This window comes from Acetobacteraceae bacterium (assembly GCA_004843165.1).
Classification (GTDB): domain Bacteria; phylum Pseudomonadota; class Alphaproteobacteria; order Acetobacterales; family Acetobacteraceae.
Map to the genome: position 1 here is coordinate 1106566 of CP039459.1, position 26359 is coordinate 1132924.

General features: G+C 46.4%; 18 protein-coding genes. 8 read left to right on the plus strand and 10 right to left on the minus strand.

Annotation, left to right across the window (positions count from 1 at the left end; genetic code table 11):
• Positions 1 to 119 precede the first annotated feature (119 nt).
• The 3 genes from FAI41_05490 (at position 120) to FAI41_05500 (ending at position 8282) form a co-directional block, all read left to right on the plus strand.
• Positions 120 to 6914 (plus strand): hypothetical protein, encoded by a 6795-nt coding sequence (locus tag FAI41_05490; GenBank protein ID QCE33088.1) that lies wholly within the window; start codon positions 120 to 122, stop codon positions 6912 to 6914.
• 164 nt (positions 6915 to 7078) lie between these two features.
• Positions 7079 to 7561: a hypothetical protein gene (locus FAI41_05495; GenBank protein QCE33089.1), complete on the plus strand. Its 483-nt coding sequence runs from the start codon at positions 7079 to 7081 to the stop codon at positions 7559 to 7561.
• 61 nt (positions 7562 to 7622) lie between these two features.
• Complete coding sequence (locus tag FAI41_05500) at positions 7623 to 8282, plus strand: TetR/AcrR family transcriptional regulator (GenBank protein QCE33090.1); 660 nt, start codon at positions 7623 to 7625, stop codon at positions 8280 to 8282.
• Here the strand turns inward: FAI41_05500 and nikR are convergent.
• The 9 genes from nikR to FAI41_05545 form a co-directional block, all read right to left on the minus strand.
• The gene (gene nikR / locus FAI41_05505) at positions 8279 to 8680 is read right to left on the minus strand and encodes a nickel-responsive transcriptional regulator NikR (protein QCE33091.1); all 402 of its coding nucleotides are present in this window, start codon (positions 8678 to 8680) and stop codon (positions 8279 to 8281) included. The genes FAI41_05500 and nikR overlap by 4 nt on opposite strands.
• A 46-nt stretch (positions 8681 to 8726) precedes the next feature.
• On the minus strand, positions 8727 to 9509 hold the full coding sequence (gene nikE, locus FAI41_05510; protein QCE33092.1) for a nickel import ATP-binding protein NikE: 783 nt from the start codon (positions 9507 to 9509) through the stop codon (positions 8727 to 8729).
• Positions 9506 to 10297: an ATP-binding cassette domain-containing protein gene (locus FAI41_05515; protein QCE33093.1), complete on the minus strand. Its 792-nt coding sequence runs from the start codon at positions 10295 to 10297 to the stop codon at positions 9506 to 9508. The genes nikE and FAI41_05515 overlap by 4 nt, the downstream gene beginning before the upstream one ends.
• The gene (gene nikC / locus FAI41_05520) at positions 10294 to 11145 is read right to left on the minus strand and encodes a nickel ABC transporter permease subunit NikC (protein QCE33094.1); all 852 of its coding nucleotides are present in this window, start codon (positions 11143 to 11145) and stop codon (positions 10294 to 10296) included. The genes FAI41_05515 and nikC overlap by 4 nt, the downstream gene beginning before the upstream one ends.
• A complete protein-coding gene (gene nikB, locus FAI41_05525; GenBank protein QCE33095.1) occupies positions 11142 to 12086 on the minus strand; it encodes a nickel ABC transporter permease subunit NikB in 945 nt (314 codons plus the stop codon). Before nikB ends, nikC begins: the two co-directional genes overlap by 4 nt.
• Entirely contained in the window at positions 12087 to 13658 is a 1572-nt protein-coding gene (gene nikA, locus FAI41_05530) for a nickel ABC transporter, nickel/metallophore periplasmic binding protein (GenBank protein QCE33096.1), read from the minus strand. It lies immediately after the preceding gene.
• 200 nt (positions 13659 to 13858) lie between these two features.
• A complete protein-coding gene (locus FAI41_05535; protein QCE33097.1) occupies positions 13859 to 14572 on the minus strand; it encodes an HAD family phosphatase in 714 nt (237 codons plus the stop codon).
• Between the two features lie 174 nt (positions 14573 to 14746).
• A complete protein-coding gene (locus FAI41_05540) occupies positions 14747 to 16468 on the minus strand; it encodes a phage tail tape measure protein (GenBank protein ID QCE33098.1) in 1722 nt (573 codons plus the stop codon).
• 295 nt (positions 16469 to 16763) lie between these two features.
• Complete coding sequence (locus FAI41_05545) at positions 16764 to 18710, minus strand: hypothetical protein (protein QCE33099.1); 1947 nt, start codon at positions 18708 to 18710, stop codon at positions 16764 to 16766.
• A gap of 236 nt (positions 18711 to 18946) precedes the next feature.
• Here FAI41_05545 and cydD point away from each other — a divergent pair, with 236 nt between their 5' ends.
• From cydD to FAI41_05570, 5 genes are all read left to right on the plus strand, one after another.
• A complete protein-coding gene (gene cydD, locus FAI41_05550) occupies positions 18947 to 20734 on the plus strand; it encodes a thiol reductant ABC exporter subunit CydD (protein QCE33100.1) in 1788 nt (595 codons plus the stop codon).
• On the plus strand, positions 20734 to 22461 hold the full coding sequence (gene cydC / locus FAI41_05555; protein QCE33101.1) for a thiol reductant ABC exporter subunit CydC: 1728 nt from the start codon (positions 20734 to 20736) through the stop codon (positions 22459 to 22461). Before cydD ends, cydC begins: the two co-directional genes overlap by 1 nt.
• 70 nt (positions 22462 to 22531) lie before the next feature.
• Positions 22532 to 24124 carry a cytochrome bd-I ubiquinol oxidase subunit CydA gene (locus FAI41_05560; protein QCE33102.1) on the plus strand — a complete coding sequence of 531 codons (1593 nt, stop codon included), beginning with the start codon at positions 22532 to 22534 and terminating at the stop codon, positions 24122 to 24124.
• A gap of 1 nt (position 24125) precedes the next feature.
• Positions 24126 to 25277, plus strand: a complete 1152-nt coding sequence (gene cydB, locus FAI41_05565) for a cytochrome d ubiquinol oxidase subunit II (protein ID QCE33103.1) — start codon at positions 24126 to 24128, stop codon at positions 25275 to 25277.
• A gap of 23 nt (positions 25278 to 25300) precedes the next feature.
• Complete coding sequence (locus tag FAI41_05570; protein ID QCE33104.1) at positions 25301 to 25531, plus strand: hypothetical protein; 231 nt, start codon at positions 25301 to 25303, stop codon at positions 25529 to 25531.
• Positions 25532 to 25713: 182 nt separating this feature from the next.
• Here the strand turns inward: FAI41_05570 and folE are convergent, their stop codons facing one another.
• Positions 25714 to 26322: a GTP cyclohydrolase I FolE gene (folE, locus tag FAI41_05575; GenBank protein ID QCE33105.1), complete on the minus strand. Its 609-nt coding sequence runs from the start codon at positions 26320 to 26322 to the stop codon at positions 25714 to 25716.
• Positions 26323 to 26359 lie beyond the last annotated feature (37 nt).

Below are 26359 nucleotides of genomic sequence, written 5' to 3' on the forward strand. Positions count from 1 at the left end.
GCTTTTTGTAAAAAATATAGATGAAATAAGTATTCGATTTTTCTTTATTTCGCTTTTTTGGACAATACTTTGGGTTTTCCTGTTCGTTGAAAGATTATTATTTACTGAAAGCAGGAAGAATGTGCCGTCGTCACATTTTTGCCATCTCTGTGATGTCTTTTGCCAGTCTATTCCCTTTTGAGAGGGCTAGAGCCCAACAGGTATGGAGCATTAACTCAAATGAGACCATTGGGCCGGGGGATGCGCATTCAGCCCCTGACGGTGTCCGTATCGCCGATGCCGGCCCGTCCTCGACAGGGAGTCTCACGATCACTGGGAAGGGGGCGTCTCTCACAGCGACGCTATCGCCAATAAACACTCCGAGTCCGGCATATACGATCGGCGTTGGGGTGGACGGCACAGGCGTGCTGAATATCGAAAATGGCGGAAGCGCCATCGCAACAGGAGTGCTCAATGGTGGTCAGGCTGGTCAGATTTGGGCTGGTGCCCGTGAGGGGTCGAACGGCACCATCAATGTGACCGGGCCAGGCAGTTCGATGTCCGCAAATTCGCGAATTGATGTTGGCGTTTTGGGAAACGGGACGTTGAATATCACAAATGGCGGTGAGGTAACCGGTGCAAACGATAATTTGTACCTTGGTCTTGGGTTTAACTATTGGGGTGGTGCAAATGCAAATGCGGCTGATCCGGGTAATGGGCAGGGCATTGTTAATGTGGATGGAAAAGATTCCCTTCTGGACATCTCCGGCCAAGGTAAAATTGGCTATTATGACAAGGGTACGCTGAATATTACAAACGGCGGCTCTGCGATTCTTAATGGCATGACTGTTGCGGAAAATAAGAGCGCTCAGGGGAGCGCTGTCAAAATTGATGATGCCGCTTTGAAGGTTACTGCTGGGGCTACGATTGGCAATGGTGGAATGGGCAGCCTGACAGCACACAATAAGGCAACAGCGATTTTTGACAGCGGGTTGATAATTGCCGACACGAAGGCGGCGAGCGGCAGTTCTGCCGATATTAACAATTCAAAGCTGAATGTTACCGGTGATACCGTTATCGGAAATCAAGGGCAGGGACTTTTAACAATTGAAAATGGTTCATCAACGACGCTGAATGGCGGACTCTCCGTTGCGAATGCTGCCGGCTCTGACGGAAGTAAAGTTGATGTTAACAAGGCGACTTTAACCGTTTCCGGTGATGCAGAAAACAAGATTGGCAATTCTGCAAAGGGTCTGCTAAGCGCCGAAAATGGCGCAATTGTGAATTTTACAAATACAAAATCTTTGGTCATTGCCGCAAATGCAGGTTCCGAAGGCAGTACGGTTCATCTGGATGATGCCGCTTTGACGGTTTCCGGTTCTGGCAGGACTGTTGTCGGTCAAGGTGCGATGGGCAGCCTGACAGCAGAAAATAAAGCAACAGCGACCTTTGGTAGCGGGTTAACGATTGCCGACACGAAGGCGGCGAGCGGCAGTTCTGCCGATATTAACAATTCAAAGCTGAATGTTACCGGTGATACCGTTATCGGAAATCAAGGGCAGGGACTTTTAACAATTGAAAATGGTTCAGCAACGACGCTGAATGGCGGACTCTCCGTTGCGAATGCTGCGGGCTCTGATGGAAGTAAAGTTGATGTTAACAAGGCGACTTTAACCGTTTCCGGCGATGCAGAAAGCAATATCGGCAATTCTGCAAAGGGTCTGCTGAGCGCCGAAAATGGCGCAATTGTGAATTTTACCAATACAAAATCTTTGGTCATTGCCGCAAATACAGGTTCCGCCGGCAGTGCGATGGATCTGGATGATTCAACCTTAAACATTGAGAATAATAACCAGCTTGGGTCTGTCACGATAGGTTCAAAGGACTCGGATGGCAGTCTGAATCTGTCAAATAAGGCTACGGCAAATATCCTTTCAACAAATGTTTTTGTTGCGCATGGCAGCCTTAATCTCGATAACAGCACCGCCACCATCTCCAAAGGGGGAAATCTGATTTTGGCTGAGGATTCCGGCAGTTCCGCTACTGTCAATCTGACAGATAATGCTATTTTGACAGAGGATGGTGATATTACAGCAGGGGCAGGAAGCTCCAAGATCAATGTTGGAAACGCCGCTGATAAAGGAAACTCAACGCTCAATATCGGCGGGAATGTCATGCTTGCTTCAGGGGGAAAATCTTCGATTGCGTTGGATAATGGCGTGATGAATTTCACGGGCGCCGGCAGTCAAAAGGAGGCGCTGGATGTTTCTCTGGCGGATCAGTCCATTATCGGCGTCACGCAAAAAAGCGCCTCAACCCTGCTTTCCGGTGTGGTTTCCGGGGCAGAAGGATTGCTGAGAAAAACAGGTCTGGGGGAATTGATCCTTGGAAATGACAATAGCTATGCCGATGGCACGGAAATTGATTCAGGAACACTGACAGGCCATGTCAATCAAGACGGCTCAGGCAGTTTCAGCACGGGGAATATTGCAGAACAAAGCGGCTCAACGCTTCAAATTGCCCAAAATAAAGACGGTGACTTTAAAAATACCCTTTCAGGCGCTGGCGACCTGCTTATCAATGCTAAAGGCGGAACAATTTCGCTTTCCGGCGATGAAAGCCAGCATACAGGGAAGACATTGGTGAATGAGGGGGGTGCGACCCTTTCCTCTGCCACTTCTTACGGCGGCGGTTTTGACATTGCGACAGGCGGGATCCTTTCCGGTCTCGGTTCAAATGGCACGGCGACCATTAAGGGCGATCTCAATAATAACGGCCAGCTTATTGTTGGCTCAGGCGATGCAAAACAGACAGGGACGCTCACTGTTGATGGAAATCTTTTCCTCGCCGGCGGTTCAAAAACAACGTGGGCGGAAAGCACGGCAACAGATGTTAACAATGCCGGCCTTGCTTCCGCCACTGCCGGAAATGATTTAATTAACGTCACAGGCAATGTCGCTCTTGGCGATAAAAATGGCGATGCCGTCATTAATGTTAAATCGGCCTTGGCAAATAGTGCGGATTTAGGCCCCGGTGCCTATCGTTTGATTAATTATGGCGGCTCATTGACGAGTGATATGGCAAAACTCGGCACGGTTTCTGTTGGGGCGGATCAGGTTGCCGTCATTGAAACCGGTGTGGATAAAGAAGTCAATCTGCTGATTACGGATGCCACGACAAAAGGATATGGCAATATCTGGAACGGCGGCGCCGCAACATCCGCGGATGGCACCTCTGTCGTTGGCGGCAGCGGCACATGGTCCAATTCCGATCTCTTAGGTTCTCCGAGCGCGCCTTCCTCTGTGAGTTGGGCTGGCGTTGAAAAAGACGGTTCAAAAACATTTCACGATTCTTGGGCAGGCGCCAATCCTGCTGGGAATACAGACGGCTACACAGCAATTTTTCAAGGTCAAGGCGGTACCGTCACGATCAGCGATACGACGTATCAAAATAACGATAACGGTCAGCAAACGGAACAGAAAAGTCAGGTGAAAGCGGCAGGTTTGGATTTTGGTGCTGACGGTTACACGCTGAAAGGCGATGCGCTCTCCGATAATGGTAATGGCATGACTATCAGGGTTGGTGACGGACAGTCTGATGGCGCTAAATATACGGCCAATATTGATAACCAGCTCTTAACCCATGCGATCACAAAAACAGATTCCGGAACTTTGAATCTCAATTCGGATGGAAATGTTGCGACAACCGGCATTGATGTCGAAGGCGGCACAATGAATCTGAATGGCAAGGATAATCAGTTTGGCGGAATTTCTCTTGTCGGGGATGGCGATCTGCTCAATACCAACGGCGCAGGGTCTTTGGGCACTTCCAACCTTCGGATTTATGGTGGCGGTCAGGCAGATATTGCCCTGCAATCCCTTTCGGATCAGGCGACCATTACCGATGAAGGGCGCTTGGATATCGGCGGTACGCAGAATAACGCAAAATCTGTTTGGAATGAGAGCGGCACTTTAGGAAATACGCTTTCCGGAGGCGGGGTGCTGAACAAATTCGGTACGGGAAATATCGCTATGACAGGTAATAATGACGGTTTTACAGGGCAAACACAGGTTAATAATGGGACGCTGGATTTCAACGGCGGCAATATGTCTCATTCCGCCGTATTGGTGGATGCCGGCGGTGTTGCCGATGGGGATGTTGTTCAGAAAAGTGCCACTTTAACGGCTGAGGACGGCGCCTCGGCGAAATCCATTACTTTAGCGGACACGGCAACGCTCAAAGATGGCTCACAGACAAGCAATCATCTTGTGGCCGCAGGCTTAACAGTGGCGGATAATGTTACTGTCGGCTCTGGCGATAGCGCAACGCTGAACAAAGCCAATAATGGATCTTCCCTTGATATCGGCAGTGATTTAGATGTTGCCGTAAATGGCGGAAAGAATGCCACTGTTACTTTAAATGACGGATCAAGCCTCAAAGCCGGGGGAAATATTGCGCTGGGGAATGCTGTTTTGAATGCAGAGAATGCCTCAATTTCGAGTGCTAAAAATCTCGTGATGGGCGGTGACCTCACGCAAAGCGGCAAAAACACCACGGTAACAGCTAATCTTTCCGGAACTTCCCTCGATGTCAGTAATTCAATGGCACTCAATAATGGCTCTTTGACAGCGGATAAAGGCTCAAAGATTACAGCCGGCGGCACTGCTATTGTCGGTTCCGGCAAAAGCAATGATGCCAAAATGAATGTAAAAGGCGGATCTTCCCTCTCTGCCGGCAATCTTGTTTTGGGTTCAAATAGCGGCACCGGCACATTGAATCTTTCGGATAACAGCCGTTTGAAAATAGCCGGTCAAACAATTGTCGGGATGGACGGTACAGGGACGATTAATGTTGGAACGAACTTAAATCCTCTAGGTGGGAATAAAGAGGGTAAAGCGTTTGTTATGAGTGCTGCTGATAGCTCTTCTTTGACGCTGGGCAATAATACTATTCTTGCTCAAAATGCGGGTTCCTCGGGGACAATCAATATGTATGAGGGTACGATTCTAAATGCCTCGGGACAAATTGTGCATGGTGACGGCACAGCGAACATGTCTTTTACCAATGCTTCTTTAAACGCCACAGGTGACTTGAGAGATGATGTCGATACAAGCCTGAGCGGTCAGAATACGATCAATACCAACAGCAATAATATTGATTTAGACAGTAAACTTTCCGGTGACGGCGGGTTTGATAAAACCGGTTCCGGTATTTTGCAGATTGATAATAAAAACAACAGCTACACAGGCGCAACCAACATCCAGCAAGGGATTTTACAGGGTGTTGGGACGATCGGCGGTGACCTTAACATGGCAAGCGGGACGACTTTAAGAGCTGGTATGTCTTCTGATCCATCTGTCCAATATGGAAAAATGCAGGTCAATGGCAACACAATAATGCAAGACGGATCGACCCTGACCTCTTATGTTGGCGGCAGCGGCAACAACCTCCAGTCGGGTCAAATTTACGACAAGGGCATCTTTACCATCGGGCGCAATAACACAACACTCGATATCCATGCCGCACCCGGCTCCGAGCTCGCCGTCAATCAAGATTACGAGATTGTCCATGCCGATGGCGGGGTGAACGGCAAGTTCAGCAATTATAATCAAAACGGCACGATCGGCGGTTCCGGGGCTTATGATTACGGCACGCTCTATACGCTGGGGCCTTATTACACAGAGAAAGACGTTCAGATCAAATGGCTCTTTGACAGCAGTAAAGGCCTAGGCTGGGGTGGTGACCGTAACCAGACAGGCACGGCTCAGAGACTTTCCCCTTCTGTTGATAATCCGAACAGTCCGCTTCATGGCATTGCCAGCATCCTCGCCGGCTCTGACAACGAACAGCGCCTTTATAATTTAACGCAGATGGATGGTGAAATCGCCTCCGATATGCGGACCGGCAATATCAATAACAATTTCTGGGTCAGAGATTCCGTTAATAACCGCCTCGACTGCCTCGAAGACACGTTCCGCCAGATCGGCGACGGCAAAGCCACAAATTCCAATGTCTGCGGCGTTACCGGTAAAAAGGTCAATGTCTGGGGCAATATGTATGGCGGACTTGGCGGACAAAACGGCCATTCCGGCTGGGATTACGCCGCAAAGACCAGAGATAACGAAGCCGGCTTCATCTGGGGTGTCGATGGCGAAATCGGATCTGAAGGCTATGCCGAGGATAGATGGCATGTCGGGATGATGATGGGCTATGGATCCGTCATGGAATCAGCCAGCGGCGTCTCCTCCTCCGGTGAAAGTAACAACGCCAATATCGGTATGTATTTCGGTAAGCAAGTTCGTTTTGATAACCAGAACTTCTTCACCTTCCACGGCCAGTTTGGCTATACATGGAATATTATGAGCTGGCACCGTTCTGTTGATCTCCAAGGAGCCGCCGCACAATATAATCAGAGCCTCCATGCCAATGAGCTTGGCGGTACAGCGCATATCAATGCCGAGATCGCTTATAAGCATGTCTTTAATCTCTGGGGCACTCCCCTTGAACTCGCGCCAACCGGCTCCATCACCTATTTGAACTATGAGCAGGGTTCCTACCATGAAACAGGCGGCAATCTCGCACTGCACGGCGCAGCCACCAATACCAATTTAGGCTATGGCTTTATGGGGGCAAAAATCGCAACCAACTTTAATATTGGTAATGTTGTCATTACACCGCATGGCAAATTCGGTTATCGCCGCTCTTTCGGGGCCAACCAATCTTATACCCATACAGGATTTGAAGCCCTCGGTGGCGGCACCGATGGACTCTCTATTGTTGGTGTACCGGTGGTACAGGATCAGGCGCTCACAGAATTGGGCTTTGATGTGCATCCAACCGAGTATCTTTCTTTTGGGGCAAATTATGTCGGGCTTTACGGCGGTCACTCCCAGACGATGTCGGGTGGGCAATTGTCAGCGAAAATCGCCTTCTAATTTTTTGGATTGTTAAACAGAGAAATCTGTCCTTTTCGATTATGAGGCTTAGCGCATGACCCTTTAAGGGGGAATGCCCTCACTTTGTGCATCGAATAAAAACAGATTTCTCATTTTTTCCAATTCTGCAAAAACAACATCTATTGAGGAGATGAAGAGAGAAAATGCGACATATGAAGAAATCTATGGCGGTAATGGGGCTCAGCGGCGTCGCACTGCTTGCCGCCTGTCAGATGCATCCTGTGAATACAAATGTTTGCGGCAATAGACCGACAGACGGGATTTGGCAAGAGAAGGTAAAGGCTGCGCTTTTAGAACAGCTTCCAATGCCCTATGGCGATAAGATGGAAGCGCCAAGCGGGAAAATCAAACCTTACCCGCAGGATGTCAGATATGATTTTGGCTCGCCGCATCGCTACATTATCAATTCAGACAGATTTTTCAGCCGCCCTGTCAAAGAGGCCGGCTATACAGTGTTTATCCGAATTGATGAAAAATTACCCGATAATAAATGGCAAGAGAATAGCCGTTATTATTGTTTCCTGCACAATGATCTTGTGACCGGCTGTGAGCGGGTTCATGCCGCAGAGCCGTGGAAACTTACCCATCTCGGGATCATCTTATCCGATGAGTATCCAAAGAAATAAGAGATATAGAGATATAACGATGCGTTTGGAGCGTAATTTTTTTTGAAAGAATCTTAGTAGCATGGTAAAGAATATGCTCGATATTAATGAGAAAAAACAGCTTATTTTAGAAGCTGCATTGAAAGTAATCGTGCATGAAAAAGGGATGCTGCCGACAAAGAAAGTCGGTGCGCAAGCAGGGATTTCCGAGGCGACGGTTTTTCATTATTTCAAGACAAAAGAGATGCTGTTAAAAGCCCTTTTGCATTATCTTATGGAGGATTTTCAGCTTCATTGTAAAAAATGCGGCCTTTATAATACTGATAAAGGAATGGATTGCATTGTGCTTAATATTCCCATACGGCAGAGGCTGCGAATTTTATGGGATGTTTATCTGGATTGGGGGATAGAACATGCGCTGCAATTTAAGGCGCTTCAGTTTTTGGATAAAGGGAAGGACATTCTTGTTGCCTTTTTAGAAGAGCAATTATGTCTTTTTTCCCGTTCCGAAGCGCTCTTTTTTCAAGAGGAACCCGACAAAGAGAATATTTTGCCATCCTGGTATTTTAAATTTGTAAGCGGTCTTTTTATGGCCGCAGTGAATACAACTTTAGAAACGATTTTAAGAATGCCTGAGCCATATGCAAGGCGTTATCTTCGGGAAATGGGGTTTTTGATTTTTGTCTCCGGGCTTTTGCCCAATGCTTCTGTAAATCCAAAAGAGCGTTCGCTTGAGGGTTAATTAGGTAAAATTGTTAAATTGCCGTGCGTCACGTGACGTTCGGCTTTGACATGGTCTGCCAGATGGCAGACTTCTTTGGTTTTGCCCTTTAAGATACTGACTTCTAAACAACGATTATGATTGAGATGGACATGGAGAGACGCTATGGAAATATCGTGATTTTCATGGTGGCTCTCGGTCAGTTTCTTAGAGATTTCCCGTGCCTCGTGATTATAGGTATAGCTCAAAACGCCGACACATTCCTCCAGAACATCCCCGTCCTTCAGAGCGGCTTGCTGGAGGCCTGAACGTGCAAGGTCACGCAACGCTTCAGAACGGTTTTGGTAACCTCTGCGTTGGATCATTTCATCAAGTTCTGCCATAAGATCATCGTCAATCGTAATCGTAATGCGTTGCATATGAGATCTTTCTTTTTAAAATAAGTTTCAGTCAGCCTAAACGTTGTCAGGATAGCCTTGAATATGTTTTAGGAAAAGGGGGCAGGATAGCTTCCCAAAGCTGAAATGAGGCGGGGTGGTGTAACGCTATCTTGCGCGCATCGATCTTTTCAACAATTTCTCCTTGATCCATGACGAGAATTTGATCAGAAAATTTTTTCACTAAGCGAAAATCATGCGTCACAAAGAGATAGCTAATGCCCTGTTCTTTCTGGAGTTTTTTGAGCAGGTTAAGGGTTTCTACTTGTAGATGGATATCCAGATTTGAGACGGCCTCATCAAGTAAAAGCAGTTTTGGCTCAAGGGCAAGGGCTCTGGCAATGCAAACACGTTGGAGTTGTCCGCCGCTGAGTTGAAAGGGCAAGCGTGTTTGGAAATCTTCCGGCAGATCCACCATCTGGAGAAGCGTTTTGATTCGAGATATTTTTTCTGCTGCGTTTAGCGAGGAAAGATAGTTCAACGGTTCTGCAATGATCTTTTCAACAGAAAAGCGGGGATTAACGGCAGAAAGGGAATCTTGAAAAATGAGTTGTACATTTTGATAAAATTCTCTCTTATCCGCCTTTTTCATTTCGGAGAATTTTTTCTCTTTAAAAAAGATCTCTCCTTTATCGGGGGATTCAAGTCCCATAAGAAGGCGCATTAGGGTACTTTTGCCACATCCGCTGCGTCCAAGAAGCGCAAGAGATTCTCCTTCTTTAATGGCAAAAGAAATCTCTTTTAAAATAGGTTTAAGCCCTGTTTTGATTTTATAATCTTTTGAAAGGGCACAGGCTTGAAGGAGGATCATGGGAGCTCTGCCATCCCTTCATAGAGAGAAAAATGGGCTTGGAGTAGATTTTGCGTTACGGGATGTTGCGGTTTGCTGAAAATATTCTGCACGCTTGCTTGCTCGATAATGCGGCCTTGATCCATCACGGCAACTTCATTGGCAAGTTTTGCAACGACAGAAAGATCATGTGTAATCAGTAAAACACCAAGATTGCGTTCTTTTACGAGTTTTTCAATGAGCGTGAGAACTTGATGCTGTACGATTAAGTCTAAATCGCTGGTGGGTTCATCTGCAATCAGGAAGGGGGCTTCACTGAGAAGGGCAAGAGAAATCATCATGCGTTGAAGCTGTCCGCCGCTCATTTCAAATGCATAAAGCGAGAGGAGTTCCTCTATATTTTCAAGTCCGGAATCCTGCATGGCCTTGAGGATTTTTTGTCGATCATTTTGTGTGTTCTTTCCAAGAGCTTTTAAGGTCTCTTTGGCATGTGCATACATATTTTTAAGCGGATTAAAGGCACTTCTCGGATTTTGCATAATACTGGCAATTTTTTCCCCTCGAAGCTGAGCAGGTTGGATGCGGGTACCATTCAAAAGAAGAGAATCATAGGTTGCCCTGATCCCTGTCGGCAGAGTGTCTAAGATCCCGGCACAGGCCATTGTTTTGCCGGAGCCACTCGCACCAAGGAGGGCAAGAATTTTTCCCTGTTGCAGTTCTAAAGAGAGGTTTGAGATAATCTCTCTTTTTTTGTCTTTAGATTGGGTCGTAATGGTGAGGTTTTTGAGAGAAAGTCTTTGTAAGTTCAAGGAATCTCTCCGCTTTTTGGTAGATGGGGATCAAGGTGATCGCGCAAGGTATCTCCAAGAATATTAAATCCCATAATATTAAGAAAAAGAGCGAGACCCGGCCAAAAAATAAGGAACGGTGCCGTCCGAATATAGGGAAGCGCTTCGCTAATCATCACGCCCCATTCAGGAGTAGGCGGCTGAACGCCTAAGCCCAGAAAGGAAAGTGCGGCCACATGGAGCAGGATATGTCCGACATCCAGAGAGGCAAGGACGATTAATTGTGAAAAGATCATCGGCAAAAGATGGGTTTTAAAAACCTGATAAGGACTGGCTCCGCTCATTTTAGCGGAGAGAAGAAATTCCTTATGCCGGGTCGAGAGAACAAATCCTCTTATGATGCGTGCGTACCAAGGCCAGTGAGAGAGAGCAATCGCTAAGATGACATTGCTAAGTCCTGTACCTAAAGCGCCAATTAAAAATAAGGCTAAAATAAAGGTGGGAAAGATCATGCAAATATCGGTTAGGCGCATAAAGATTTGATCAATCTTTCCACCGATAAAGCCTGCGCTACCACCGATTAAAAAACCTAATGTAAGAATAAGCAGCAAGGCGGCTAGAACAGCACTTAAAGAAAGACGTGCGGCAGCGATAAGGCGGGATAAAATATCCCGTCCGAGGAGGTCGGTTCCTAGCCAATGGTGTATGTTTGGCGGTGCGAGGCGGTGTAGGAGATCAATTTCTGTCGGTGAATAGGGAGAAAGCCAAGGGCCAAGCAGCGCAGAAAGAAAAAAGAGAAAGAGCGTGATAGTTGCAAAATAAGGCAGAAAATATCTTTTGCAAATGTAAAAAAGGCTGGCGGCTTTCATCTTTTCTTGTCCAAAGAAAGCCGAATACGCGGGTCAATCCAAGCGCAAAAAAGATCAACGCTTAGATTACAGAGGATAAAGATCATTGCCATAAAGAGTGTAAAACATTGGATGACGGGATAATCACGGTTTAAAATGGCGGAGACGGCAAAGCGTCCTAGCCCCGGCCATGCAAAAATACTTTCGATAACAAGCGTTCCTGCAATGAGTTCTGCAATATACATGCCTAAAGCGTTAATGAGGGGCAGGGAGGCATTTAAGAAAATATGGTGACGTTCAACTTGGGTTTTCCTTAGGCCTCTGAGCTTTGCGTAAAGGACGTGTCTTTGGCCTGAAATTTCCAACATACTGCCACGGAGTAATCTTGCATTGATGGCGAGGGACATAAAGGCGATGGCAATTGCCGGCATGAGAAGGCTGGTGAAGCCCTCTTTTCCGAGGGGCGGCAACCACCCCAAAGTCAGAGAGAAGAGCCAAATGAGTAAAATACCGAGCCAAAAATTTGGCATGGATACGCCGAGCAAGGCAATGAAACGGACAAGCTGATCCTGCCATTTATTGGGATGTCGTGCCGCCCAGATTCCAAGGGGAATGGAAAGAAGGAGTGTTAGGAGCAAAGCCGTGCCGGCAAGCTCCAGTGTGGCGGGTAAAAAATAAAGTAAATCCGGCAGAACAGGTCGTCCACTCGCAAAGGAAGTACCGAAATCGCCCCGAAGCGCTTGCAAGATCCAGTGTGTATATTGCAGATAAAGCGGACGGTTTAGCCCCAGCATTTGACGGGTATTTTCGAGCGCTTCTGCCGTTGGCGGAATGTTGGAAAGACGCAGATAATCCATTGCAGGATCACTGGGGCCCAAATGAATAAGGCAAAAGATAAAAAGAGAGGCACCGAACAGCATCAAAGGCAGAAGTGAAAGACGGCGTAGGGTTAGGCGAAGCATTTATGCTTTGCCCCTTTTCATTTGGTGAAAGGGAATTTCCATAATGGTTGCCCCAAAATTTATGTTTTTGATTTTGTCATTTGCAACGCCGATTGCGGTGACATAAGTCAGAGGAAGATAGACCGCCTCTTGATGAAGGCGGGTGAGAATATCTTTATAAAGCGCTTTGCGGGTCTGCTCATTGTGAGAGGTGAGGACTTTTTGAATTTCTAAATCAATTTCTTTTTTATCCGGCAAGCCAAGCTGTGCTTGATAATCAGCATGGGAGGGCGCTCGCATAGAGCTGAGCAGAGCTGCAGGGGCAAAAGGTGCGCCCCAGACCTCTTCAAAGATCATTGCAAAATTCCCCTCTCTTTGGCGAGCAAAGATACTGCTTTCTTCTTCACCGATGAGTTGGGTATCAATACCAATTTGGCGAAGGTTGGCTTGAATAATTTCCGAGATGGATTTCATAATGGTGTCACTGCCGACAAAGGCGAGAGCTAGGGTAAGTTTTTCACCATTTTTTTCACGAATGCCGTTTTTTTTAGGGGCAATCCAACCTGATTTTTCCAAGAGGCTGGCGGATAAGGCTGGGTCATATTCATATGTTTTTAAATCAATATCGGCATAAGGAATATTTTTAGCAAAAAGTGTCTCTGCCTTTTGCTGGGTATTGTACAGCACGCTGGAAAGGATGCTTTTTTTATCGACAGCATGATGAATGGCCTCTCGGACAGCCAATTCTTTTAAAGGACCCTTTTGCGTATTGAGAACGACCATTAAGGTTCCCAAAGGTGCTGAAAGATCTGTTTGATATTTTTTGGATTTTTTAAATTGTTCAAACATATCGAGCGAGATCGCTCCATTAGCCCCTTGGATTAAATCAATCTGTCCTGTTTCCAAGGCCATAGCCCGACTATTGGGATCGGGGATGATTTTGACATTAATTTGTTCAAAATCGGGCTTTTCTCCCCAGTAAAATTCATTGCGGGTAAAAATATCCTCTTCCCCCAATTTTGTTTTTGCGAGTTTCCAAGGGCCTGTCCCAATAGGAGAAAGGATACCGTCTTTGGTACCAGAATTTTTAAATTGGGAAGGGGCAATAAATTTGAAAGGGCGAGGAAAAGAAAGGTCTTCTAAAAAAGGATAATAGTTTTCTTTGAGGGTAATTTGGATTGCGTAGGGCGCTATGACTTTCACAGCAGTGATTTGATTAATGGATTCCAGCCAATTATGGCGTGAGCGATTGGCTAAAATGGCATCAAAATTTGCTTTAACCGCTTTCGCATCAAAAATCTCTCCATTGGAAAATTTAACATCTTTGCGCAGGTTAAAAAGATAGGTTTTACCATCTGCCGAAATCTCCCAAGATTGTGCCAGAAAGGGGTGAATTTTCCCATCTTTTTCAAAGCGGACTAAAGGTTCATAAACCATATCCTGCGCAAACATCTGATTAGGCGTGTAAAGATGCGGGTTTAGAGGGCCGACATTGACAGGCCAAGAGAAGTTTAAAACTTGACTGATCCCGGCGGTTGGCAAAAAAAATAGGCCTGCCGCAACGAGGAGAGGCTTGAGGGGAAAAGCGGGCATTTAGGTAAGGTTTCTATAAGAATATTAAGAGATAAATTGTATCGTTTTTATAAGAGAGCAGAAACATCATCCCATGAAAGGAAGAGAGGTTTGGGATTTTTAAAGCCCTTCTCTAACAGGCATGTAAACCGTTTCGTAGCGAAAACATAAAAGGCTATAGCAAGGTTTTAGTGCTGTTAGAGAAAGCTGTAATTTATCGATTAGTCTTTTTTAATCGCAGCGAAAATGAATTCCCCAACTTCTTTTATTGTATGGGCAATGAGGCAGTTTCCATCTTCAAAAGCGGCTGGTGCTTTATCCTCAGCGGCACGGAGCACAATGCAGCGCATACCGGCCCGAACGGCGGCAAGCGTTCCGGGATCACTGTCTTCAATCACGATACATTCTTCTGGACGAACGCCTTCCTCTTCTGCGGCAAGCAGGTAAACATCCGGCTGTGGTTTAGGCGAGCCGATATCGGCAGCAGAGTGGATATTCTCATCTTCAATATGGTCTTCTAGGCCTGTGGCTTTAAACTTTACCTGCATTTCTTTGGTGGAGGAGTTTGAACCAATTCTAAAAGGAATATTTGCTTCATTAAGTTTTTTAAGAAGGGCACCGGCACCGGTTACGGGTTCAGCATGCTCTTCCGCAAGCTTGATGAACATTTGTTTCAGTTGGGCAACGGAATCATCTGGGAATTTTTTACCGGAAAGGCGTTCAAGACTTTTAACAACTTGTGGAAGCGCATGGCCTAAAACATGCTCTTGCGCCATTTCTTCGGTCATTTCAAAACCATGTTGTTTTGCAAAGCTGATAATGGCTTTCATGGCGAGGGCCTCCCCGTCCACTAAAACGCCATCGCAGTCAAAGATAATAAGTTTGGGTTTTGGTAAGGCGAGAAATTTTGAGAGATTATTTTCAGTAGAAGACATAATGTGTGCTCTTTCCTTAATAGTACAGGCGCCTAAATGAGTCGGGACATTAGCGTAGAATGGAGATAGAAAATATATGTTATTTCTATAGAATAATCATACTTCTTTCTGCTTCTAAAAACAAATGTGATAGAGGGTATTTTAGGCGTAAAAGAGAAATAAAGCAAAGTAGTGTTAGCTAAACGGCTGGTAACGAACGGTAAAGAAAACCATGTTTTCTGTTGTATGCGGCGTAGTGGAACCGCCGCTCAAACTCATGCCGGAAAAGGCTGAAACATAATCAAAGGCGTATTGTGCACCGACCAGAACAGAGCCGTAATCGCCACTCATAGCGGTGTACCAGAAACCGCCTGTGACTTCGCCCAGCATATGAATATTGCTGCTGGCCTGACAGGTTGAGGCAGGGGCACCGGGGGTACTGCAACCGCTCATATTATAATTTGGATTGCCATAGCCATAATAATTACCGCCACTGTTAAAGGAACTGTTATGGAGGACGCTGTCCATCCCGGCATACCCATAGAGACGCAGTTTCGGCGTAACGTTTCCATACATACCAATCATAAGATTGGCTTCTTCCAGCGGATTGGGGCCGCCTTGGCGGTTAAAGGTGTAGTCAGGTAACTGGGTTGAGCCATAACGTCCAATACCATAGCCCCACATGCCATTGGCTTGGAAAAAGAGCCGGCGGGGAATAAGCGGAAGAAGGAATGCTCCGCCGACACCGCCGCCGATAGCGGTATGGTTTTGTCCTTGTCCTGCTTGGGTTGAGGCATCATATTGGCTGGTGCGATCGTGGAAAAAGCGCATCATGCCGTCAAATTCAAAATGTCCCCAGCCGGGATCTGCCGTGATTTTCGCAATCACATCGGGTGCAATATCTGTGGCATAGTAGGTATCAGGGTTATTGGTGCCAGTTCCTGTATGGCTGACTGTTGCGCTTCCCCAAGGGGTTTGAGACGTGCAACTGCCATTGCTGCTTTCGCCGTTTTGGCAATAGCTGCCGGGGACAACCGCTGAGGGGCTTTCGGCAGAAATACCAACCCCGAATTTATTTTTAGCAAACATTTTGACAATACGAAGCTGGGCATTTCTTGTCCATGTAAAGCCTGGCACCAAGTTCAGATCAATGGCTAAAGGAATTTGCTCATCTCTGGCCCACATGCCTTTGGCAGACATCGTAGCAAGTGACCAGTTTTGTCCGGCTAAGACATACCAGCCATTCGCCATGTCTTTAAATTCAGCATAGACGTTACGAACACGTGGACTGTAAGAGTTGCTCTGGCGGGAGTTTGCAGAAGATCCTGCGCCACCAAAATCCATTTCCAAATAGCCGTCAACTTCGATGTTTTTGGCAACCATCCCCTCGGCCAAGACCGCAATACGAGAGGCTCTTGCGGTTTGCTGATAACTGCTTGTATCCGCATAGGGGGAGTTGCCCCAAGGGATTGCGCTAAAGGCCGTCACGTTGGCAGATCCTGTGTCTTTGGAGCGCCAAATGCCCTCTTCGGCTAAGAAGCCGCCGAGCGTTAAACGGATACCGCCAATTTGCAACTGCCCACGCCGGAGAGGGCCGTAGAGGTCAGGGTGCGCATTGGGTGTCGCACTGACTTCCGCAAAAGCCGTGCTTGGGGCTTGTGGTTTTGCAAGTTCGGCAATTTCAAGGCCAAGGGAATCTGTCTGGTCGCCGGCCAAAATTTTATGGGGATGATTTTTGAGAAAGGAAGGGCCGCCTGCTCTATTGCTAACGCTAAAAGGATCGGTTTCGGTGTTGGCACCAGCATACGGATCGCTTTCCATCATGGCACGCTGCCGTTCAAGATCTGCCTTTATTTTTTGGGTTTCGATTGCTTGTTTCTTTTTTAAAAGGCCGATTTCATTTTCCATTTTTTGCATTTGCTTTTCCATCAGCAAAATTTGGGAGGCCGTCTCACTCGCCAAAGCGGTGCCATAGGGTAAAAAAGGAGTTAGGAAAAATGGCAGAGCATATGTCAGACGAATTATTCTTGATTTTTGTTTGGCGCAGGCACTAACACCCGATCCTTTTAAGGGGCGAGAGCGTCTGTTTGAAACAAAGGAAGAAAGAAACGTCAGAATAAATAATCCTCTCTAAAACTCAGTCACTGAGAATAATAAAAGCTCAAAAAGAAATCAAAAACCGTTTAACCTGCAAAAGCAAAAAATCATAGAATTATCCAAAAGGCATATAGCGAATATCAAAAAAGACCGTGTTTTCGTCATTTCGGGGTTTTCCACCGATACCGCCATAGGCTTGCTCCCATGTGTAGGAATATTGAACACCTGTTTTGATGGTGCCGTAATCGCCCTGAATCGGGGTGAACCAGATACCACCTGTTGCTTGGGAAATGTAATTTAAATTGCCTTCTGCCGGGCAATTTCCGCTTCCCTCTTGGTAACAGCCACTCATATTATAATTGGGATTGCCGTAGCCAAAAGGTTGGCCGCCAGCCTGAAAAGATTCCCGATGGAGTACTTTTTCCATTCCCCAATAGCCGTAGAGCTGTGCCCATTTGAGTGGGTTGAAAACAACGCCTGTAAGAACATTGGCTTCTGGGAGAGGACGGATAGAACCATCGGGGTTATAGGTATAATCCGGCATTTGGGCAGAGCCGTAGCGGCCAATACCGGCGCCAACAATGCCTGAGGCCATAAAGCTGAGTTTATTATGCAAAAAGGGTAAAATGAATCCACCGCCGCCGCCGCCGCCGATTGCGGTATGCCCTCGGTTAGAGCCGGTCTGATTTGCCGCATCATATTGCGTCGTTGTGTCATGGAAATAGCGCATGACGCCTTCGGCCTCAAAATGTCCCCAAGCGGGATCTGCGGTTGCCTTCATAATGAAATCAGGGGCATATTCACCGGCATAATAAGTCTGGGTATTATTTGTGCCTGTTCCTGTGTGGCGATCGGTGATGGTTCCGACACCGGGTATATTTGGGGTGGTTGAAGGCGCTGTCGCGGAAGGGTCTTCTAAAGAGGCCCCAATGGAAAAGCGCTCCCGGTTGCCATGAATGCCAAAGGCTTTCACAACACGGATTTGTGGCGCTCTGGTATAGGTAAAGCCAGGGACATAATTTGCATCAACGGTTAAAGGTACGGCTTCATCACGTGCCAGCATGCCTTTGGCATTCATTGTCATAAGAGACCAGTTTTGTCCGCCCAAAAGAAACCAGCCGGAATGGGTGTTTTTAAGCTCTGCATAGGCGACACGCATGCGGGGTGTATAGGGATTGCTGCCACGGCTATTAGACATGGAGCCAGAGGATTCAAAATCCATTTCGCCATAGCCGTCTATGGTTGTGTGTTGGCTGACTTGCCCTTCAACGAGGGCAGAGATACGGGAGTGTCGTGCGGTTAACTGAAATTCAGATGTATCATGGTCACTGGAATCCCCCCATGGGATATTGCGCCAATCCGAATTTTGATCGGCAGACATTTTGCGAGAACGCCAGAACATATCAAAATCAACAAAGCCGCCAAGCGTGATTCGGAGACCGCCCATTTGGAGTTGTCCACGACGTAGCGGGCTTTTTAAATCTGTATGTGCCGCCGGCGTATCGGTGAGCTCTCCAAAGAAAGTGTGCGCTGTATCGGGTTTTGCAAGAAGATTTGTTTTAAGATCATCTAAAGGGGCTGTACTTTTCCAAGCGGCATTTGTTGTATGCGCCCGATGTTCTTCAATTTGTGTAAATGTCGGGGGCGCGGCAAGTTCCGTAATTTTTTGAGGCGGATCAATATCAGCCCCTTGATAAGGATCGCTCTCGGTTTCTTCTCTTTCTTTGGTAAGCTCCACCCGAAGCTGTTCATTTTCCCGCTGTTGTTTTTCCTGAAGGAGCGTCAGGTCTCTTTTTAAACGTGACATTTTCGCTTCAAGTTTTTGGAGAGAGTTGAGGTCGGAAGCTTCACCAATTTCGGCGGAACGCACACGGTGTGGGTGTAAAAATCCACAATAAATCATCGCACTTAAGATAATAAAACGGGGGGGGGACGCACAGAGGCGTTTAGAAGAAACAGAAGTTTTTTCAGTTTTTTCTTCTTTATGCTTTAGGTTGAGATAGAATCTTAACCAAAATCTTTTTTTAGGGAGGCGGTCAGGCACGAGAAAGGGGAGGTACATGGTGGCGTAACCCGATATCTTTCACAGCAAGCCAAGTATAACATAAAGTAATACTGAATATTCCTTATCCTAAAGTGATATTACTTCTTGTCTTTGGGAGTATATAACTTACCTTCTTTTTGCAAGAATTTTCCTTTTCTTCACGCTCTCTGCTATGAGTTTGACAGCTTAATTCTGTTTTCTCCATGAAGGGGAATAAAGTTAAAAAATAAGAATGAATTAAGATTAGAGGCAGAATGAATAGACAAAATCAAGATAAACTTGTTGAATCCCTTGCAAGGGAAATGCAATCAGCAGAGGCGCCTCCTCTCATTGTAGAGGAAAAAGCCGCCTTACCTGCGCTGGAAGATGTAACAAAACCTGTTAAAAAAGATTTGATCTTTGCTGTTGTTCTCGGTGGGATTGCGGGTATTTTTCTCGTATTTCAAATGGGCGCAATTGCCCGTTTGGTAACTGATTTGGCCTTTAATCAAAAAAATATTTTTGACGAAAAAAATGTCCTTCTTCTTCTTGGATTCTCCGTGATCGTCCGTTCCATTTTACAGTCACAGGCGGATACGTTCGGAGACAAGGCGGCGATCAAGGCTATTTCTTCTTTAAGAATTGAGGTGATGGCACATCTTTTTCGCGCTGGGCCTGTCGCTTTGGATCTCGAAGCCACAGGGAAGACGGCAACGGCGCTTTCAAACGGCATCGAGGCTTTGTCACCCTATATTGCACGTTATATTCCACGCCTTTCGGCAATGGTCATTTTGCCTTTGATTCTTTTAGGGGTTGTTTTCTCGCTCGATAAGATCAGCTTTATGGTTTTAATCATCACAGGCCCGCTTATTCCTGTCTTTATGGCGCTTGTGGGCTATGCGGCACAGGCGGTGATGGATCGGCAGTGGAACGAGCTTTTGCGTTTAAGCGGCTCATTTCTTGATTTTCTTCAGGGGATGACGACGTTGCGCTTATTTGGCAGAGCAAAAAAAGGTGCTGTTTGGGTGGGGGATATGGCAGAGGGACACCGTAAGGAAACTTTTAAAGTGATGCGGATTGCCTTTTTAAGCTCCGGCGTTTTAGAGTTTTTTGCTTCTATTTCCATTGCGATTGTCGCCGTTGTTCTCGGAGGGCGTTTGCTGGCGGGAACTTTTTCTTTCGAAACAGCTTTTTTTATTCTGTTACTTGCTCCTGAATATTTTTTACCTTTGCGGGTTTTCTCTACCTCTTACCATGCACGTCAAAATGCCCAGAGTGCTTTTGATCCTTTGGCAAAATTGCTGACTTTGCCTGAGTTGGCAGAGGAGGCTAGAAAACAAGGGCAATATTGCCCTGAACCAAGTGTTGATGTTTTTGACCCATGTGCGGTTGAAGCGCTTGTGTTGAAAAATGTTGCAGTCGGATATAATGAAGGCAAAAATGTTGTCGAAGATTTTTCTGCACATTTTAAGTCAAACCAGCTGACGGTTATTTCCGGTCCTAGTGGCGCTGGAAAAACAACGATTTTTAGGCTTCTGCTGGGAATGCTTCCTTCCCGATCAGGGGAGGTTTTTCTGCAAATGGCCGGTGGAAAATATGCTTCCCGTTCGCATTTGAAAGTAGGCTGGGTGCCCCAAAGCCCTTATTTTTTTGCAGGGACAATTTTTGAAAATTTAAGACTTTCAGCACAGGATGCTGATTTGGTGCAAATGCGGTGCGCTGCGCAAGAGGCGGGTGCTTTGGAATTCATTGAAAAACTGCCACAGGGTTTTGAATTTAAGCTTGGTGATCGTGGTGCGCCACTTTCCGGGGGGCAGATACGTCGTCTTGCCTTAACACGGGCTTTGTTAAGTGGAGCAAGTTTGCTGGTGCTGGATGAGCCCACGGCGGATCTGGATCAAGAAAATGCCCAGCTATTGGCCGAGGCGATAGAGCGTTCTGCAAAAGGACGGATTGTCGTGGCAATTTCACACCGTGAGGATATTGGTGCTTTGGCGGCGCAGAGTCTGCGCTTGGAAAAGGGCCGTTTGGTTTCTGAAAAAAAGCTTGAGGAGCGCAAATAATGAAGATTATGCGCTATATTATGGGGCCCTATCGTTGGCTTTTACTGGGGGGACTGCTTCTTTCCTGCTTGGCCTCAATGGCAAATTTCTGTCTGATGTTTCTTTCAGGCTGGCTGCTGGCCGCTGCCGCCGCTGCGGGGATGGGCGGATTGGTTGTGCGTAATATGTTTAATATTGCCCTGCCGGCAACAGGGGTTCGATTTTTTGCTATTTCAAGAATTGTCGCCCGTTATGGGGATCGTTTGCTTAACCACGATGCCGCTTTAAGGGCGACAGGACGCTTGCGCGCTTGGTGTTTTCAGCAACTCATTCCAAATTCCGTTCGTCTTTCACAAATGACGCGTGGGGGGGATTTCCTAGGTCGGTTTGTAACAGATACGGAAAAGATGGGGCAGGTCTATTTGGATGTTTGGCTGGTCGTTGGAACAGCTTTTATTTCCTCGATTCTTGCCGCTATTTTAGTGGCATGTTTTTCACTTTCCTGTGGGCTATTACTTTTCTCAGCGTTATTGAGTGTGGGGCTTTTTCTGCCGTGGCTTGCCGGTTTTTTTGCAGCAGAACATGTTTTAGATAATGTCAAAAATATGGAAAAACTTCAGGGAGAGCTTGTGGAGGATATGCAGGGAATGCCTGATATTCTCTTTTGCGGGACGGCGGACATGCGTCTGAAACAGGTGGAGAACATTCAAGCTCAGGTAAATCATTCGGCTTTAAAAGAAGTTTTTCGAGTCAATATTTTACGTCATTTGGTTCCGGTATTTGCAACCGTTACCTTGGTTTTGACAGTTATTTTGGCGGATCGGGACTATCTCATAAATAAAATTTCAGCGCCGCAGATTGCCATGCTGGCACTTGGGGCGCTTGCGGCGTTTGAGTTTGTGGCGCCTCTGGTCGATGCACGGCTTGCTTGGCATCGTTTTAAACGGGCAAATGAACGGGTTATGGCTTTGTGTGGTCTTCCAGAAAAGAAGTCTGAAACCGCTTATTTAAAGGATGGTAAATCTGTCACACTTGCAACACATATTAGTTCAGACATTGCCCTAAATCGTGATAATGCGCATATCCTAGTAATCAATGAGGTTACGTTATTCTATCCGGGACAGAAATTTCCTGTTCTTGATAGGCTTTCTCTTACCTTAGGTAAGGGAGAGCGCGTGGCAATAATAGGCCCTTCGGGGGCTGGAAAGACCAGTTTAGTCCGTCTTTTAGGTGGACTTATGCTCCCAAGTTCGGGACGTATTTCCGTAAAAGGTTCTCCCTTGGGAGAGGCTGAGGAAGGCGGGGCTTTTCAGTCTGTTGGGGTTATGGCGCAGGATTTTCATCTTTTTGCTGGAAGCGTGCGTGATAACCTACTTCTTGCTTGTCCCGGAGCGAGCAAGGAGGAAATGTGGGAGGCACTTGCTTTGGCAGGGCTGGCGGATGAGGTCAAGCAGATGGAGAATGGCTTGGATACGCAAGTTGGGGAGCAGGGGATTCGTATCTCAGGTGGGCAGGGGCGTCGGCTTGCTGCGGCTCAGATACTGCTCCGTAAACCTGAGTTGCTCATCCTTGACGAACCGACGGAAAGCTTACCTTCAGAAGTTGGCACGACTCTCATATCGTCGATTCTTAATGCTTTGCCTGAGGCTGCTGTTGTTTGCATTACGCACCGGCAGGAGCCACTGGCATTTATGGATCGTGTCTTGCGGTTACAGGATGGAAGGTTTTGTCCGGAAGAAGTTTCTTAAGCCCGGTTTCCTTGTGGGAGCCGTTCGATAACAGGCATATTTTCTTTTTCCTGAATTCAGGAGATTTATAGTGGATTTAATTAACCCGGTTGTAGTGGATCTATCGCGATTTCAGTTCGCGTTGACCGCTCTTTACCATTTTATGTTTGTCCCATTGACTTTGGGGCTGACATTCTTTTTAGCGGCATGTGAGACAGCTTATGTCATCACAGGTCGTGAACTTTACAAAGAGATTACCAGATTCTGGGGACTCCTCTTTGGCATTAACTTTGCTCTCGGTGTTTCTACCGGTATGACGATGGAATTCGAGTTCGGAACCAACTGGTCCATGTACTCGCATTTCTTCGGTGATATCTTTGGAACGCCTCTCGCCGTTGAAGGCTTGGTGGCGTTCTTTATGGAAGGAACATTCGTTGGGATCATGTTCTTTGGCTGGGACCGTCTAAGTCGTCCCGTTCATTTGGCTGTGACATGGATTGTTGCCCTTGGCTCCAACCTTTCAGCTTTGTGGATCTTGATTGCCAACGGAAACATGCAGGTGCCACGTGGCGGTTATTTTGACCCGCACACAATGCGTCTTCAGATGGACAGCCTAGAACAGGTTGTTTTCAACATGGATGCACAGGCTAAATTTGTTCATACCTCTGTTGCAGGTTACGTGTGTGCAGCGATGCTGGTGATGGGTGTGAGCGCCTTTTACCTTCTTCGTGGCCAATATCGTGATTTTGCGCTTCGTTCATTCCGTATTGCTTCTGTTTTCGGTATTTTTGCGATTGTTGCCGCAATCGTTGCCGGGGATGCGCTTGGTGTTTCCGATTATGAAGATCAGCCAACAAAGCTTGATGCGATGGAAGGTATCTGGGAAACAACGCAGCCACCTTTCGCACCTTGGGCTCTTTTTGCGATTCCAGATCAGAAAGCACAGACAAACCATTTTGAACTTGGGATTCCATATGTTTTGGGTCCATTGGTTACACATAGCTTCAGCACCCCTGTTTTGGGTATGCGTGAACTTCAAGTACAGGCAGATCCAAAAATCCGCTCCGGTATCTTGGCGCTTACAGCATTGCAGTCCTATGCAAAAACACAATCTCAGGATGATCTAGATCTGTTCCGTGCACATGAGGGTGACCTCGGGTACGGCTTCCTCGCAATGCCACATGCACCATTGCAGGATGTCTCTCAGATTACAGCAGATCAGCTTGATAACGTTGTTAAAGCCACACAGCCAGACATTCTTCCAAATGTTTTCGTGACTTTCTGGGGCTTCCGCTTCATGGTCTTCTTGGCTGGTTGGTTTATGTTGCTTTTCGGTATCGGCGCATGGCTGAGCTTGAAAAATCAAATCGAAAATTATCCATTGGTTCTCAAAGCGCTTGTTTACTCCATTCCGTTGCCTGTTCTTGCGACAGAATATGGTTGGGTTGTTGCTGAGTGCGGACGTCAGCCTTGGACTGTTTTCGAGAAGTTGACAACATTCGTTTCTGCTTCTTCCCATAGTGTCGGTTACATGATTTTCTCTTTGATTGGTTTTGCCGTGATTTACACAGCATTCATCATTGTTGAAATGTACCTGATGTTCCGTGTCGCTCGCTTAGGCCCAACAAATTTGTTGGAACATGCTTCAAGCGAACAGCACATCAGCCAATATAGCGAGGTCTAATATGATTATAGCGGGCTTTTCGGTCTATGTGGCCTGTAAACTGATTTGGGGCTTTTTGCTTACGGTTCTGTTAGCCATGGTCGGCCTTATGGTCGGTATGGATATGGGCGTGGGTACAATGCTCAATTTTGTGGGGCGTGATAATGATGAGCGTCGCACACTCTTAGCCATGATCGGCCCTCATTGGGAAGGTAACCAAACTTGGTTCATTCTCTGTGGTGGTGCCATTTTTGCGGCCTTCCCAACTCTGTACGGTACTTCTTTCTCCGCACTTTATATTGTCATGATTCTCCTTCTGTTTATCATGATTTTACGTCCTGTTGCGTTTGAATATCGTGGCCTTGTTGAATCCAACATTGCACGTACCTGCTGGGATTGGGCTTTCTTTGTCTCCGGCTTTGGTCCAATGATGATTTTCGGTATGGCTATCGGAAATGTCTTAGAAGGTATCGGCTTCCACTTCTTGTGGAATGGTCAGTACATTCAAGATGAATCATTCTTGGCTTATCTCCTCAACCCATTCGCAATTCTTTGCGGATTGATGTCTGTTGCCCTTAGCATTCAGCAAGGTGCCTCCATTATTATGGTTGACGGTGTTGGTGTTCTTTACAAAAGAGCTCAAGCTTGGGGTGTGATTGCTGGTCCTGTTGCAGCAGTTCTTTTTCTTGTTGGCGGTTTTTATGTCTTTAGAATGACAGGCTTCAACATGGTTGATGCTGATCCTGCAATGGCTTCCTATCCGCTTCTTGGACAGCATGCGGAAATGGTAAGAGGCGCATGGCTAAACAATTACAATGCACATCCAATTCTTTGGATTTTCCCTGCATTGGCGCTGTTTGCTATCCTTGCACAATCTGTTTTGATTAAACTTGAAAAAGCAGATATTGCTTGGTGGAGTGGTCTTGGTGTTTGGGCTGGTGTTATCGGCACCGTTGGTTCTGCCATGTTCCCATTCTTGATGCCTTCTTATAAAAATCCTGATCAGAGCTTAACGCTTTGGAACGCTGTTGGCAGTGAATATGGATTGACATGCATGGTTGTTTTGGCGGGTATCTTTATCCCTGTAATCCTATGCTACACATCTTGGTGCTACTGGGCGATGCGCGGTAAAGTGACCATTAATGATGTCATCAATAATGATCACGGCTACTGAGTCAAACAGGAAAGGAAGTATTTATGTATAAACAAAATTCCAGTTTGGCGAAGCTTTTCCTTGAATTTTGCGGCCTCGCTGCAATCGTTCTTTTTGCAACCTTGGTTGCAATGGTGACTTCTCATTGCGGTCCTTGGTATTTGATTTGGCTCATGGGCACAACGATGGCAGTTGTCATCGCTGCGGTCAGTGGTGAATATGTCGATATCCAAGACAAGGAAAGAGTTACAGAAGAAAGGAATAGCAATGTTTGAATATGTTGTTTTCGCCATTCCATTACTCTTTTTAGGAATTTATGGCACAGCTGCTCTTATTATGAAGAAGCTTTATCCATAATCCTTAAATATGATGCCTGCTCTTTTGAACAGGCATCATAGTGGAATAAAAAAAGCCTGCTCCATGAAATGGAGCAGGCTTTTTTGTGGTTTAAATTCTTTTAAAGCGAAGAGGGCTTTAAGAGAGAAAAAATTTCCTGGCGTTTTGCAAGATTCTCTTCCCATTCTCCTGCGACTTCAAAGGTCGTTGTGCAACTATGCGCAGCTCGAATACCTCTCAGACTCATGCAAGCATGTTCGGCCTCAATGATCACAAGAGCCGCTTTTGCCTCTAAATCATGGATGAGGGCTTCAAGAATTTGCTTTGTTAAGCGCTCTTGAAGTTGTGGTCTTCGTGCATAGCCATTGACCATACGTGCCAATTTAGAAAGGCCTGTGACTTCTTTTCCATTGGAGAGGTAGGCGAGATGAACTTTGCCTGTTACGGGCAGGAGATGATGCTCACAAAAGGAGATAAAGGGAATATCTCGAACGATCACAGGCGTTTTGCAATTTTCAGAGGAAAAACGGGTTTTGAGATGATCCCCTGGATTCTCATACAGCCCACTAAAGAATTCCAGCCATGCTTTTGCCACACGTTTGGGAGTCTCTTGCAAGCCTTCACGTTCTGGATTTTCACCCAGCGCAAGCAGCATTTCTTTGACAGCTTTTTGCATACGCTCTTGGGCATTTTCAGGCAACGTGATTGCCTTGTTAAGATTGTCGTTCATTTTTTATTTCGATCTATTTACTTGTTACAGCGTTGTT